Origin of the sequence: Paractinoplanes rishiriensis, from assembly GCF_016862375.1 — a bacterium.
Classification (GTDB): Bacteria; Actinomycetota; Actinomycetes; order Mycobacteriales; family Micromonosporaceae; genus Actinoplanes; species Actinoplanes rishiriensis.
Genome location: NZ_BOMV01000039.1, coordinates 112,407 through 126,053, shown reverse-complemented (window position 1 = coordinate 126,053; position 13,647 = coordinate 112,407). Strand labels below are relative to the sequence as shown.

Genomic DNA, 13,647 nt, shown 5'->3' with positions numbered 1-13,647 from the left:
TTTATGCTGCCGCGCATGTCCGACACCGCCACTGCCGCGACACTCGACCCGGCGGCCGCATATCCTGAGGTGAACGCGGTCCGCGCGGCGCTGGCCGCGCGGGACTGGGCGGGGGTGCGCCGGGTCGTCGACGCGGCGTCGCCGGTGGGCCGGACGATGCTGCTGCGGATCGGTGCGGACAGCGACGACCTCGAGGACCTTCTGCGGTACGTGGTGCTGACCGACCCGGACGACAGCGGCGCGGCCGCGATGCTCGGCATGCATCTGATCCGGATCGGCTGGGGCATCCGCTCCGGCGCCCGCGCCCAGCACGTCTCGTCCGAGCAGTTCTCGACCTTCCACGACTGGCTGCGCCGGGCCGAGGTGGTGCTGCTCGACGGCCTGGCCCGGCACCCGGCGGACCCGGCGCTCTGGACGGCCCGGCTGATCTCGGCCCGCGGCCTGGAGATGGGCCTGGCCGAGACCCGCCGCCGCTACCACAAGCTGGCCGCGCTCGACCCGCACCACCTGCCCGGCCAGATCCAGTTCCTGCAGCGTCTGTGTCCCAAGTGGAGCGGCAGCTGGGAACTGCTGCACCCGTGGTGCCGCGAGGCGATGCTGGCCGCACCGCCCGGCGCGCTGCAGGCCGGCCTTGTGGTCGAGGGGCACATCGAGCACTGGCTGGACCTCGACGGCGACGAACCCAGCCTGCGCTACCTGCAGGACGGTCCGGTCCGGGCCGAGATCTATGAGGCCGCACAGCGATCCGTCTGGCATCCCGACTTCCGCCGCGACCCCGGCTGGGTTCAGGTGGCCAACGGCTTCGCCATGGTGTTCGGTCTCCTCGACGACCAGCGCGCCGCGGCTTCGGTGTTCGCCATGCTCGGCAATCTGGCGACCGAACTACCGTGGGGCTACCTGCAGGGCGGCGCGCTGGACAACTTCAACACCCGCCGGCACTGGGCGCTGGCGGGCGCGGGAGGAGAAACATGATCAAACGGCTCGTGGTCGACGGCGTCGACACGCTGCTGGCGCCGACCACCGGACCGACACAGGCCGGACTCGCCTTCCGGGTCGGGTTCGCCGACGAACCCCTGGCCCGGCGCGGCATCACCCACCTGATCGAGCATCTGGCGCTGCACTCGGTCGGCATCACCGACTACCACTACAACGGCGCCACCGGCATCGAGTTCACCTTCTTCCACATGCAGGGCGCCGAGCACGAGATCGTCGCGTTCCTCAACGGGGTCTGCGCGTCGCTGCGCAACCTGCCGATGCAGCGGCTCGCGGTGGAGAAGGACCTGCTCCAGGCCGAGGCGAACGGGCGCAGCCAGGGCGTGGCCGACCAGATGGCGCTGTGGCGGCACGGCGCCCTCGACTACGGCACGGTCAGCTATCCCGAGTGGGGGCTGCCGGCGATCACCGCGGACCACCTGCGCTCCTGGGTGGATCGCTATTTCACCAGGGAGAACGCGGTGCTGTGGGTGGCCGGCGACGCGGTGCCCGAAGACCTGCGGCTGGACCTGCCGTCCGGCGTCCGGCAGCCGACGCCGGCACCCTCGTCGGCGCTGCCCGAGACGCCCGCCTACTTCTGCGGCTCGGCCGGCGGCGTGGTGTGGGACAGCGTGCTGCCGCGCTCGGCCGCCACCTGGGTCTACACCGCGGTGCTGGAGCGGATGCTGTTCCGCGAGTTGCGGCAGGAGGCCGGCCTGTCCTACACGGTGCAGACCGACTACCAGCCGTTCAGCACCGACAGCGTGATCGTCACCGCGGTCGCCGACGCGCTGCCCGAGAAGCAGGGCGCGGTGGTCGGCGGGTTCGTCGACGTGCTGGCCACGCTGCGGGCCGGCCGGATCGACCCGGCCGACGTGACCGCGGTGGTCAACAAGCGGGTGGACGCCATGCAGCACGCCGACGACGTCGGCGCGCGGCTGCCGGGACAGGCCTTCGGCCTGCTGGTGGGGCGCGAGGTCCAGGACGTCGAGCAGATGATTGCGGACGTACGAGCGGTGACCGTGGCCGACGTGGCGAAGGTTGCGGCCGCGGCCTGGCCGGCCGGGCTGATGATGTCGCCGGCCCGCGGCGAGTGGGCCGGTTTTACCCTGGCGCCGAGCCGGTCCGAGTCGGCGGTGGCCGGGGTCTCGTTCGTCTCGCTGGAAAACCCCAGCGAGACGCTGGTGGTGGGTCCGGCGGGCGTCAGCCTCGTCGAGGGCGGGCAGATTTTGACCGTACGCCACCAGGACTGCGTCATCGTGCGGGCGTGGCCGGACGGCGGCCGGCAGTTCGTCGGCGCGGACGGCATCGTGGTCTGGATCGAGCCCACCCTGTTCGCCGACGGTCACACCGCGGTGCCGGCCATCGACGCCGGGGTCCGGGCCGAGGTGCGGGTCGACCAGCCGGCCCGCGATCCGGAACGCATCCCGAAGCCGCAGCCGCACGTCCCGCCGCTCGGCGCCGCCACCACCGAGGACCGGGTGGTCGGCATGGCCGGTCTGCTCTTCTGGTGGCCGGTCTCGCTGTTCTTCGGTGCGATCGCGGCGCTGCTGTTCATCTCGCTGACCACCGACACCGAGGAGGCCGGCCTGATCATCGCGGTGGCGCTGATGTGTCTCGGCGTGACCGCGCTGGGCGGGTACTTCATCCGGCGCTCCGCCCGGAGGCGGCGCTTCGGCCGCTGAGTCACCATGGTGGGGTGAAGCTTTCGGTACGCGCCGGACTGTCCGGCGTGGTGGCGGCCGCGGTGGCGATGGCGGCGGCCGAATTGGTGGCGGTCCGGACCGGGCCGCTGTCGGCGCCGCTGCTGGCGGTCGGCGGGGTGGTGGTCGACTCGGTGCCGCCCGCGGTGAAGGACTTCGGCGTCGCGGTGTTCGGCGTGCACGACAAGACGGCCCTGATCACCGGGACCGCGCTGCTGCTGGCGGCGTATGCCTACGGGCTAGGGGTGGTGGCGCTGCGCTCGTGGCGGCTGGCCCTGGCGGGGATTGCGCTGTTCGCCGCGGTGGGGGTGGCGGCGGCGGTGACCCGGCACGACGCCGGGGTGGTCGCGGCGCTGCCGGCGTTGGTGGGTGGGGTGCTGGCCGCGGTCGTCCTGCGCTATCTGCTGAAACTGGCAGGGGCGGACCTGGGAAGCGGGAGAGCGGCTGCGGTCGGCGGCGCGGCTCAAAGCGGACGCGCGGCTTCGGGTGGGGACTTGGGCGGGCGGGCTCCGGCTTCCGTGGGGGAGGCGGGGGCCGGGGACCTGGGGGCGCCGGGTTCGGGCGGCGGGGTGGGCACGCAGGAGAGCCCGGCGGCCGCCGACGGCCGGGAGGACGACGGCGCCGATGCGCAAGACCGGGGCGCTCGTGCCGACGCGTACGTTCGCATTGATTTTGATCGTCGGGTCTTTTTCCGGGCTCTCGGGATCACGTCGGGCCTGGCGGTCGTCGGTGGGGTGGCCGGGCGGCTGCTGACCGCGCGGCGGGCGGTGAGCGGTGCGCGGGATGCGGTGGTGCTGCCGGTGGCGCGGCAGGTGGCGGCTCCGCTGGCGAGTGATGTGCAGGCGCCGGGAGCGGTGCCGTTCGTGTCGTCCAACCGGGACTTCTATCGGATCGACACCGCGCTGTACCCGCCGCAGGTGGATCCGGCCACCTGGCAGTTGAAGATCCACGGGCTGGTGCGGAACCCGATCACGATCACCTGGGCGGAGCTGCTGCAGCTGCCGATGATCGAGCGGTACGTGACGCTGGCCTGCGTGTCCAACGAGGTGGGCGGCGACCTGGTCGGGAACGCGCTCTGGCTCGGTACGCCGGTGCAGGCCCTGCTCGACCGCGCCGAGCCGCTGCCGGGAGCCGACCAGGTGGTGCAGCGGTCGGTGGACGGGTGGACCTGCGGAACGCCGACCGAGGTGTTGCGGGACGGGCGGGACGCGCTGCTCGCGATCGGGATGAACGGCGAACCGCTGCCGGTTTCGCACGGGTTCCCGGTGCGCATGGTGGTGCCGGGACTGTACGGGTATGTGAGTGCCTGCAAGTGGGTGACCGAGCTGGAGCTGAGCCGGTTCGCCGACTTCGACGCCTACTGGGTGCCGCGCGGGTGGGCACCGAAGGCACCGATCAAGACACAGTCCCGGATCGACACGCCGCGCGACGGTGACCCGGTGGCCGGCGGGACCGTGGTGGTGGCGGGCGTGGCCTGGGCGCAGCAGCGTGGCATCGCGAAGGTCGAGGTGCAGGTCGACGAGGGTCCATGGGTGGAGGCGACGCTCGCCGCCACGGTGTCCAGCGACACCTGGCGGCAGTGGAGCCATCGGTGGGCGGCCGCGCCGGGAGACCACACGATCCGGGTACGCGCGACCGACACGCGAGGCGAGACGCAGCCGAGTTCACCCTCGTCGACGGCACCCGACGGGGCTACCGGATGGCACACGATCCGGGTACGTGCCGGTTAGTTGAAGGACGCACTTGCGGTCCGACTCGAATCCGCAAGTCGCTCATACGGTGGCTTGCATGTCCACCGATGCGGTTGCTGAAGAACCGTCGAACAACGTAACCCGGCCCCCTTACGGGGACCGGGTCGTCGGGGTGATGCCCGGTGCCGCGCGAACTCGGGCCGTGCGGACTCAGGCCGCGGGTGCCTGCCGCTGCGCCGGCACGGCCGACTTGTGGGGCCGGCCGAGACGAGCCTCGAGCCGAGCAAGGTCGACACGTCCGTGATGGCGGTCGGCGAGGTCCTCCCAGCCGACCGCGAGCAGCCGCAGCCGCTCCGCTTCGCTGAAACCTCCCCAGACCCCGTACGGCTCCCGCACGGCGAGGGCGTGCGCAGCGCACTCGGCCCGAACCGGGCAGGCGCCACACATGCTCTTGGCTTTGGCCTCCCGGCGGTTGCGGGACGAACCGCGCTCGCCGTCCGGGTGGAAGAACTGCGCACTATCCCGGCCGCGGCAGAGACCCAGCCTCTGCCAGTCCCAAAGGTCAGCGATGGGCCCGGGCAGTCTGCGTACGTTCGACATAAAACACCCTCCTCCCGCGCGGCACCGCGGAGTGTCGTTCTGAGGGGCCTTGCTCAGGCCTGCCGCGCTCTTACCCCGGTGGTGGGCCACTCACACCCGACTCGTCGATGTGTTCCGCAGGTGCATGACATCGGGCAAGCAACTCATACCGATCTTTCCCATTTTTTCCATCTAAAGCGCGTAATGCTGCGGCCCTCGCGTGATCTCCTCTGAGAGAGAAGGAGGATCACTGTGCGTACCGTCCTCGTGTGCGTCCGTACCCCGCTGGCGGCCCAGACCGTCGCGTCCACCGCGGCCCGGCTCGGCATGACCGGCGTCGTCCGGACCGCGGTCAGCGAGACCGAGGCCATGATCCGACTGGCTGAACGGCCGGCCGAAGTGGTCCTGGCCGACACCGCCGTGACCCGTCCCGACAGCGTCGGATTCACCCGTCGCGTCCTCGCCCGCGCCCCGCAGGCGCAGGTGGTGCTCTTCGGTGCCGAAGATCCACGAGTCGCCGCAGCGGCCGTGGCGGCCGGCGCCCGCGGCGTGATCCGCGGCGTCGAGCACGACCTGGTCAGTGTGGTCGCCAAGGCCCTACTTCTGCTGTTGCTGCCGGTGCGCCCGCAGGGCATGCCGATCAACGGCACCAACGCGCAGCCGGCCGCGGTGGCCGGTGGCGCCCGGAACAGCAACTCGACCGCGGCCCGCGGCGCGTACCAGAACGGCATGGGCATGGGCGCGCCGAACGCGGCGGCCGTGCCGGCCATGCTGCCGAACTCGCCGATGGTGCCGGCGCAGCGTGGCGACGCACCCATCGACCCGGTCACCGGGCGGCCCGTGGTGGCCTGGCCCGGCAACGAGGCCCAGGTGGGCGTCGCCGAACCGGCTCCGGCCGGCCGGCGGCTCACGCTCACCGAGCGCGAGCTGCAGGTGCTGCGCGGGATGGCCGACGGAAAGAGCAACGCGGAGATCGGACGGGAACTCTTCGTTTCCGAGGACACCGTCAAGACGCACGCCCGGCGCCTGTTCCGCAAGCTGGGCGCCCGCGACCGGGCGCACGCGGTGGCCGCCGGTTTCCGGGCCGGCCTGGTCGCCTGATTCCGGTGTGAATAGCCGGCGCCTCCGGGCGCCGGCTATTTTTGCTGGTCCTCGTCGGTGCCCTCGGTCAACGTGTCGTGGACGCCGTCGGCGTAGCCACGGGCATATTCCCACGTGACGTAGTGGTCGGGATCGGGGTCGTAGGCCGGCTCGTGCACGCGCGGGCGCCCGCTGGTCAGCAGGTGCCGCAGGTTGCCGCGGAGCAGATCCCAGTCGAAATAGTGTGGCTCGTGGCAGTCCTCGCACTCGATGACCAGCCCGCGGATGCCCGTTGGACTCAGCAGCGCCTGGTAGATCTCCAGGTCGGAGAGGTCCTCGAGGACGTCCTGCCGCTCGGCCTCGGTCAGCGGTTCGTTCTCGGCGTCCTCGGTGAGGTCGTCGAGACCGGCGGCCGGGTCGGCGGGATCGCCGTTGAACGGGTCGATGGGCTCTTCGTGCACCCCCTTACCGTACTCACCTCGGGCGGATGTGTGCTGGCCCGCACGTCCTGTCCGTCGCACGAGAGCCCCCGAGGCGGATGGGTAACATGAACTCTTCCTCCTCCGGCCTTTAAGGGATGCTCGTGGAAACTGACTCGGCCCGCACGGTTCCGCTCGGTCTGACCTTCGACGACGTGCTGCTTCAGCCAGGCGAATCGGACATCGTGCCGAGCCGGGTCAACACGAACACGCGGCTCACCCGGAACATCGAACTGACCATCCCGCTGCTGTCCGCGGCCATGGACACGGTCACCGAGGCCCGGATGGCGATCGCCATGGCCCGCGAGGGCGGCATCGGCGTGCTGCACCGCAACCTGTCGCCGGAGGACCAGGCCGCCCAGGTCGACCTGGTGAAGCGGTCCGAGTCCGGCATGATCACCAACCCGGTCACCTGCAGCCCCGACGACACCCTGCGCGAGGTCGACGCGCTCTGCGCGAAATACCGGATCTCCGGGGTGCCGGTGGTCGACGGCGACGGCACGCTGGTCGGCATCGTCACCAACCGGGACATGCGGTTCGTCTCCGACCACAGCGCCAAGGTGCGCGACGTGATGACCAAGTCGCCGCTGATCACCGCGCCGGTCGGGGTGAGCAAGCCTGACGCGCTGGCCCTGCTCCAGCGGCACAAGGTGGAAAAGCTGCCGCTGGTCGACGAGGGTGGCCGGCTGCGCGGGCTGATCACGGTCAAGGACTTCACCAAGAGCGAGCAGTACCCGAACGCCACGAAGGACGGCCAGGGCCGGCTGCGGGTGGCGGCCGCGATCGGCGTCGGCGACGAGTCGTACAAGCGGGCCCGCGGCCTGATCGACGCCGGTGTCGATGTGATCATCGTGGACACCTCGCACGGTCACCAGCGTCAGGTGCTCGACATGATCGCCCGGCTCAAGCGGGACACCGCCACCGACATCGTGGGTGGCAACGTGGCGACCTACGCGGGCGCCAAGGCGATGGCCGACGCCGGTGCCGACGCGGTCAAGGTGGGCGTCGGCCCGGGCGCCATCTGCACCACCCGGATCGTGGCCGGTGTCGGCGTACCGCAGATCACCGCGGTGATGGAGGCGACCCGCGCGTGCAAGCCGGCCGGCGTACCGGTGATCGCCGACGGCGGCATTCAATACTCGGGCGACATCGCGAAAGCGCTGGTGGCCGGCGCCGAGACGGTGATGCTGGGCGGCCTGCTGGCCGGTTCCGAGGAGAGCCCGGGCGATCTGATCTTCGTGAACGGCAAGCAGTACAAGTCGTACCGGGGGATGGGCTCGCTGGGCGCGATGCAGTCCCGTGGTCAGGCGAAGTCGTACTCCAAGGACCGGTACTTCCAGCATGATGTGCCGGAGGAGAAACTCGTTCCGGAGGGCGTCGAGGGTCAGGTCCCGTACCGCGGTCCGCTGTCGCGGGTGGTGGCTCAGCTGGTCGGCGGCGTGCGGCTGGCAATGGGGTACGCGGGTGCCGAGACCATCACCGACTTGCAGGAGCGGGGGCAGCTCATCAGGATTACCGCTGCCGGTCTCAAGGAGAGCCACCCGCACGACATCCAGATGACCGTCGAAGCTCCGAATTATCACTCCCGCTAAGAAACCTTTGAGGATTCCAAATGCGTGACGTCGTGGAGATCGGTCTCGGCAAGACCGCTCAGCGCGGTTACCACCTGGACGACATTGCCATCGTCCCGAGCCGGCGCACCCGCGACGTGGACGACGTGTCCACCGAGTGGCGCGTCGACGCGTACCCGTTCAAGATCCCCTGCGTCGCGCATCCGTCCGACGCCACCATGAGCCCGGAGTCGGCCGTCGCCCTGGGCCGCCTCGGCGGCCTGGGCGTGCTCAACGCCGAGGGCCTCTGGACCAGGTACGAGGACCCCACCAAGGTTCTCGAGGAGCTGGCCTCGCTGGGTGAGGACGCGGACGCCACCAAGCGGCTCCAGGAGGTGTACGCGGAGCCGATCCGGCCGGAGCTGATCGCCGAGCGGGTCAAGGCGGTCCGGGACGGCGGCGTCACCGTCGCGGTCCGGGTCTCGCCGCAGCACACCCTGGCGCTCGCCCCGGTGGTGCTGGACGCCGGCGTCGACCTGCTCGTCATCCAGGGCACCCTGGTCAGCGCCGAGCACGTGTCCACCACGGACGAGCCGCTCAACCTCAAGGAGTTCATCGCCGACCTCGACCTGCCGGTGATCGTGGGCGGCTGCACCGACTACAAGACGGCGCTGCACCTGATGCGCACCGGCGCGGCCGGGGTGATCGTGGGGGTGGGCGCCGACGAGTGGTCCACCACCGACACGGTGCTCGGCATCCGGGTGCCGATGGCCACCGCGATCGCCGACGCCGCGGCCGCCCGCCGGGACTACCTGGACGAGACCGGCGGCCGCTACGTTCACCTGATCGCGGACGGTGGCATCAGCACGTCGGGTGACATCGCCAAGGCGATCGGCTGCGGCGCCGACGCGGTGATGCTGGGCGAGCCGCTCTCGCTGGCCGCCGGATCGCCCGCCGGCGGGGCCTGGTGGCACTCGTCGGCCAGCCATCCGTCGCTGCCGCGCGGTGGCTTCTGCATCGCCGGTGAGCCCGACGGCACGCTGGAGGAGCTGCTGTTCGGACCGGCCGACCGGCCGGACGGTCAGCTCAACCTGTTCGGCGGCCTGCGCCGGGCGATGGCCAAGTGCGGGTACAGCGACGTCAAGGAGTTCCAGAAGGTGGCTCTCGTCCTCGACAAGTAACCTCGCCGCATGAGGCGAGTGTGGCTGTCGGGACTGTTGTGTCTGGTGCTCATCGGCGGCGGGGCGTGTTCGCCCGCCGCCGACAAACCGGGCGTAGCGGTCGCCGGTCCGTCCGCCAGCATCGCGTACCGGCCGGGTGCGCCCGGCGCCGGTGACCCCTACTTCCCGACCTACGGCAACGGCGGCTACGACGTGGCCGGCTACGACCTCGCCCTCCGGTACGACCCGAAGAGCGGCGAGCTCGGCGGCACCGCCACCATCACCGCCACGGCCACCCAGGACCTGGCCGGCTTCCACCTCGACCTGGCCGGCCTGACCACCAAGAGCGTGCGGGTGGACGGCACCAAAGCGACCGCCCGGCAGGACGGCAACGAGCTGATCGTGACGCCCGCCGCCGGCCTGGTCCGCGGCCGGTCGTTCACCGTGGTGGTCGACTACGGCGGCAAGCCCGGCCAGCTGTCCAACAAGACGCTGGGCGAGGGTGGCTGGCTGAAGTCCGGTGCCGGGGCCATCGCGCTCGGCCAGCCCGAATCGGCCAGCACCTGGTTCCCGGTCAACGACCACCCGTCCGACAAGGCCACCTTCAAGCTGGCGATGACCGTGCCGGACGGCCTCGAGGTGATCAGCATCGGTGTCCCCGGCGAGCGGAAGAGCTCCGGCGGCTGGACCACCTGGCAGTGGACCGAGAGCTCGCCGCTGGCCAGCTACCTGTCGACCGTGGCGATCGGCCAGTACCGGGTCACCACCAGCACGCACGACGACAAGCCCATGGTGATCGCGGTCCCCGAGTCGCTGCCGGCGACCGGCCCGGCCGCCAGGTCGCTGGCCCGCACCGGCGAGGTGGCCGACTTCCTGGCCACCGAGTTCGGGCCCTACCCGTTCGACTCGTACGGGGGCTTCGTGGTGGCCGACGAGCGGATCCGGTACGCGCTGGAGACCCAGACCCGCCCGGCGTACGGTGCCGGCTTCTTCTCCAGCGGCGAGAACGCGGTGGTGGTGGCGCACGAGATCGCGCACCAGTGGTTCGGCAACAGCGTGGGTATCGAGCAGTGGCGCGACATCTGGCTCAACGAGGGCTTTGCCACGTACGCGGAATGGCTCTGGGAGGAACACGACGGTGGCCGCAGCGTGCAGCGGAGCTTCGACCGCACCTACGCCGGTTTCGACTGGAAGCAGACGCCGGGCGACCCGGGCGCGGCCCGGCTGTTCGGCGACGGTGTCTACCAGCGCGGCGGCATGACCGTGCACGCGCTGCGCAAGACCATCGGCGAGGAGGCGTTCGCCGAGCTGCTGACCACCTGGACCAGCGAGTTCCGCGACGTCAACGCGAACACCGACGACATGATCGCGCTGGCCGAGCGGCTCTCCGGGCAGGACCTGGACGCGTTCTTCCAGGCCTGGCTCTACGACAAGAAGAAGCCTACTTATTGATCAGCTTGGGGTGCTTCGCCAGGTATCCGTCCGGGTTGCCGGCCACCAGCGCCTTGAGGAAGCCCCGGCTCTCGGCGGTGAGCTGCTCGCCCAGGTAGCCACCGCCGCGACCCACGCCGGCGCCGGGCAGGTCGACCACGGTGATCCCGTCCGCGGTCAGCTCGCGCAGCGCGTACGCGTACTCCAGCGGGGTGCGCCCGCCCAGGTAGACGAGGGTGTCGCCGAGCGCCGAGATGATGCCCTCGAGCTGGCTGAGGTTCTGGCCGAGGCCCTGGTCGTGCGCCTTGGTCAGGATCGCCTCGACGAGCTGGCGCTGGTGCCGGGTGCGGTCGTAGTCGCCGTCGTCGAGGCCGTACCGCTGCCGGGCGAAGTCGATTGCCTGCCAGCCCTCCAGGTGCCGCTCGCCGGGCTGGTAGACGGCCTGCGGCCCGACGTAATCGCCGCCGCGCAGCGTCCGCATCGAGCCGTCCGGCTTGCGGTGCCGCGACTCGACCCTCTCGTCGATCCGCAGGTCGACGCCGCCCAGCTGGTCGACCAGCTTCGCCAGGCCGCCGAAGTTGAGGATCGCGCCGGCCTGGAACTCCTCGATCCCGGTGTACGAGCTGAGCGACCTGGTGAGCAGCTCATAGCCCTGCTCGACGCTGTGCTTCTTGCTGCCCGGCACCCGCGAGCCGCGGCTCATCGCCTCGGTGAGCTTGTACGTGCCGCCGCCGAACCCGGCCTTGGCGTACTTCGGCATCTTGACCCGCAGGTCGCGCGGCAGCGAGTACAGATAGGCCGACTTCAGGTCGGCCTCGACGTGCAGCAGCATGACGGTGTCGGCGTGCGGTTCCCAGTCCGGGATCGACACCCGGGTGTCAACCCCGATGAGCACCAGGTCGAGCGGGCCGGTGATGTCGGCACCCGGCGAGGGCGGCGGCGGAGCCGCGCTGGTGGCCAGCGGGCCGGGCTGGGCGGGCGTGGAGCCGGACGCGTCTGGTTTGCCGTCGCCGGAGCCGGACGTGACGGCGATCGCGATGCCGCCGCCGCCCAGTAGCACGACCACGCACGCGCCGACAATCCACCAGAGAATCCTTCGGTTCCGCACGGCGGAACAGTAGATCAAGGCAACCATCCAGCTCAATGCCCAGCTATGGGTCAGAGGCAGCCGAAGAATCGGGTGTACCAAATGGTGCTCTCGCGCCCCGCGCCCGCGTTCGTGGGCCTGTCCTGGAATGCGGACCGCAGGACGGGGGCCAACCGGCGCTACCGCCGGCCAACCGCACTGCACCCGAAAATGACCGGAATCGTCTGACCGCCAACCGAACGTGAGGGGAGCCGGCCAAACCTGGCCCGCTCCTTGAATGTTGGGGGCTCCGTCATGCGGTTCCGCAACCTGGCCGCCGGCTTCGTGGCCGGCACGGTGGCATTCGGACTCACCCCGCCGCCCGCCGCCACCGCCGCCGCCGAGCCCGCCACCCTGATCGTCGGACTCCGCCACGGCACGGCGCCCGCCGCCGCCCTCGACCGCATCGAGCCGATCACCACCACGGCGCTCAGCGAGGCCGAGGCCGTCGCCATCGAGGTGCCCGCCCGGGAGGCGGCCGCCGCCACCCGTACTCTCCTCGCCGATCCCGGCGTCGCCTACGTCGAGCCCGACCACGTCGCTCAGGCCGCCGCCATCCGCCCGAACGACCCCGGCTACGCCGGCCAGTGGGGCATCGCCATGACCAGGGTCAACGAGGCCTGGTCGGCCACCCGGGGCTCCGCGGCCGTCACCATCGCCGTGATCGACACCGGTGTCAGCCGGCTGCCCGACCTGGCGCCGCGGATGCTTCCCGGCTACGACTTCGTCAACGACGACGCCGACGCCACCGACGACAACGGGCACGGCACCATGGCGGCCGGTGTCATCGCCGCCGGCGGCAACAACAGGGTCGGCGTTGCGGGCGTCTGCTGGTACTGCCGCATCCTGCCGGTCAAGGTGCTCGGCAAGGGTGGCAGCGGCAGCTACAGCGACATCGCCGAGGGCATTCGCTACGCCGCCGACCGGGGCGCCGACGTCCTCAACCTCTCGCTCGGCGGCGGGGATGACAGTCAGCTGCTGCGGGACGCGGTCGCGTACGCGACCGGCAAGGGTGCGCTCGTGGTGGCGGCGGCCGGCAACCAGGGTTCGCCCAAGCCGCACTATCCGGCCGCGATCCCGGCGGTCGTCGCGGTGGGTGGTGTGAACCCGTCCGGCGCCCGCTACCCGTGGTCCAACTACGGCGCCGACTGGGTCGATCTCACCGCGCCCGGCTGCAACCCGGCGCAGAACCTCGCCGGCGTCGTCAGCCAGTACTGCGGCACCTCGTCGGCCACCCCGTTCGTGACCGGTGTGGCCGGTCTGCTCGCCGCCACCTCGCCGGTTCCGACGTCGGCCGAGGTCCGGTCGGCGCTGCTGGCCGGCGCGGTCAAGGGGCGGGTCGATGCGCTGGGTGGCCTGGCCAAGCTGCCGGTCACCGGGGACACGAGCCGGCCGGCGGTGGTCTTCGGGGCCACCCCCACGATCGGGCGGGGGGTGGTCACGGTCACTGCGTCGGCTGCGGATCAGCGCGGGGTTTCCAAGGTCCAGCTGTACGCGGGGAGCCGGCTGATCGGCACGGACACCGTCCCGCCCTACGCCTTCCGCTGGCAGACCGCACCGCGTACCGGAACCATGTCTTTGGAATTGCGAGCCGTCGACCGGGCCGGCAACGTCGCCGCCACCCGCCGGACGGTCCGCGTCGACAACACCGCTCCGGCCATCAAGATCGCCAAGCGCGGCCGCCACGTGACTGCCCGGGCCACCGACTCGTCCGGCATCGCCAAGCTGGAACTGCTGGTCAACGGCAAGGTCGTCGCACGCCATGCCGGATATCTCCGGCAGTTCCGGGTGCCCAGGACGAACCGTTCTGTGCAGGTTCGCGGGTACGACAAGGCCGGTAACTGGCGGGTCGTGCGCGCCGCCTAAACTTCGCCGG

11 protein-coding genes are annotated in these 13,647 nt (G+C 71.1%); 8 read left to right on the top strand and 3 right to left on the bottom strand.

Annotation, left to right across the window (positions count from 1 at the left end; all coding sequences use genetic code 11):
• Positions 1-15 precede the first annotated feature (15 nt).
• The 3 genes from Ari01nite_RS17460 to Ari01nite_RS17450 are packed head-to-tail and all read left to right on the top strand — an operon-like array spanning position 16 to position 4,405.
• The gene (locus Ari01nite_RS17460) at positions 16-972 is read left to right on the top strand and encodes a hypothetical protein (RefSeq protein WP_203782314.1); all 957 of its coding nucleotides are present in this window, start codon (positions 16-18) and stop codon (positions 970-972) included.
• Positions 969-2,657, top strand: a complete 1,689-nt coding sequence (locus tag Ari01nite_RS17455; RefSeq protein WP_203782313.1) for a peptidase M16 family protein — start codon at positions 969-971, stop codon at positions 2,655-2,657. The genes Ari01nite_RS17460 and Ari01nite_RS17455 overlap by 4 nt, the downstream gene beginning before the upstream one ends.
• Before the next feature lie 14 nt (positions 2,658-2,671).
• Entirely contained in the window at positions 2,672-4,405 is a 1,734-nt protein-coding gene (locus Ari01nite_RS17450) for a molybdopterin-dependent oxidoreductase (protein ID WP_438872188.1), read from the top strand.
• 171 nt (positions 4,406-4,576) lie between these two features.
• On the opposite strand, the gene Ari01nite_RS17445 is transcribed toward Ari01nite_RS17450, so the two are convergent.
• Complete coding sequence (locus Ari01nite_RS17445; RefSeq protein WP_203782312.1) at positions 4,577-4,966, bottom strand: WhiB family transcriptional regulator; 390 nt, start codon at positions 4,964-4,966, stop codon at positions 4,577-4,579.
• A 231-nt stretch (positions 4,967-5,197) separates the two neighbouring features.
• Here Ari01nite_RS17445 and Ari01nite_RS17440 point away from each other — a divergent pair, with 231 nt between their 5' ends.
• Complete coding sequence (locus Ari01nite_RS17440; RefSeq protein ID WP_203782311.1) at positions 5,198-6,046, top strand: response regulator transcription factor; 849 nt, start codon at positions 5,198-5,200, stop codon at positions 6,044-6,046.
• Positions 6,047-6,081: 35 nt separating this feature from the next.
• Here the strand turns inward: Ari01nite_RS17440 and Ari01nite_RS17435 are convergent, their stop codons facing one another.
• Complete coding sequence (locus tag Ari01nite_RS17435) at positions 6,082-6,486, bottom strand: DUF5319 domain-containing protein (RefSeq protein ID WP_203782310.1); 405 nt, start codon at positions 6,484-6,486, stop codon at positions 6,082-6,084.
• Between the two features lie 122 nt (positions 6,487-6,608).
• Between Ari01nite_RS17435 and guaB the strand changes: the two genes are divergently transcribed.
• The 3 genes from guaB to Ari01nite_RS17420 are packed head-to-tail and all read left to right on the top strand — an operon-like array spanning position 6,609 to position 10,666.
• Entirely contained in the window at positions 6,609-8,096 is a 1,488-nt protein-coding gene (gene guaB, locus Ari01nite_RS17430) for an IMP dehydrogenase (protein WP_239162817.1), read from the top strand.
• A 20-nt stretch (positions 8,097-8,116) separates the two neighbouring features.
• On the top strand, positions 8,117-9,235 hold the full coding sequence (locus Ari01nite_RS17425; RefSeq protein WP_203782308.1) for a GuaB3 family IMP dehydrogenase-related protein: 1,119 nt from the start codon (positions 8,117-8,119) through the stop codon (positions 9,233-9,235).
• Positions 9,236-9,244: 9 nt separating this feature from the next.
• Positions 9,245-10,666 (top strand): M1 family metallopeptidase, encoded by a 1,422-nt coding sequence (locus Ari01nite_RS17420; RefSeq protein ID WP_203782307.1) that lies wholly within the window; start codon positions 9,245-9,247, stop codon positions 10,664-10,666.
• Here the strand turns inward: Ari01nite_RS17420 and Ari01nite_RS17415 are convergent.
• Positions 10,656-11,753, bottom strand: coding sequence for an LCP family protein (locus Ari01nite_RS17415; protein WP_239162816.1), 1,098 nt, complete (start codon positions 11,751-11,753; stop codon positions 10,656-10,658). The genes Ari01nite_RS17420 and Ari01nite_RS17415 overlap by 11 nt on opposite strands.
• 273 nt (positions 11,754-12,026) lie before the next feature.
• Here Ari01nite_RS17415 and Ari01nite_RS17410 point away from each other — a divergent pair, with 273 nt between their 5' ends.
• Positions 12,027-13,637: a S8 family serine peptidase gene (locus Ari01nite_RS17410; RefSeq protein ID WP_203782305.1), complete on the top strand. Its 1,611-nt coding sequence runs from the start codon at positions 12,027-12,029 to the stop codon at positions 13,635-13,637.
• Positions 13,638-13,647 lie beyond the last annotated feature (10 nt).

What these genes read in the sequence shown, in the direction of transcription:
- Ari01nite_RS17425 (WP_203782308.1), top strand. Translation starts at nt 8,117, where the DNA reads ATGCGTGACGTCGTGGAGATCGGTCTCGGCAAGACCGCTCAGCGCGGT.
- Ari01nite_RS17445 (WP_203782312.1), bottom strand. Translation starts at nt 4,966, where the DNA reads ATGTCGAACGTACGCAGACTGCCCGGGCCCATCGCTGACCTTTGGGAC.
- Ari01nite_RS17420 (WP_203782307.1), top strand. Translation starts at nt 9,245, where the DNA reads ATGAGGCGAGTGTGGCTGTCGGGACTGTTGTGTCTGGTGCTCATCGGC.
- Ari01nite_RS17410 (WP_203782305.1), top strand. Translation starts at nt 12,027, where the DNA reads ATGCGGTTCCGCAACCTGGCCGCCGGCTTCGTGGCCGGCACGGTGGCA.
- Ari01nite_RS17460 (WP_203782314.1), top strand. Translation starts at nt 16, where the DNA reads ATGTCCGACACCGCCACTGCCGCGACACTCGACCCGGCGGCCGCATAT.
- Ari01nite_RS17455 (WP_203782313.1), top strand. Translation starts at nt 969, where the DNA reads ATGATCAAACGGCTCGTGGTCGACGGCGTCGACACGCTGCTGGCGCCG.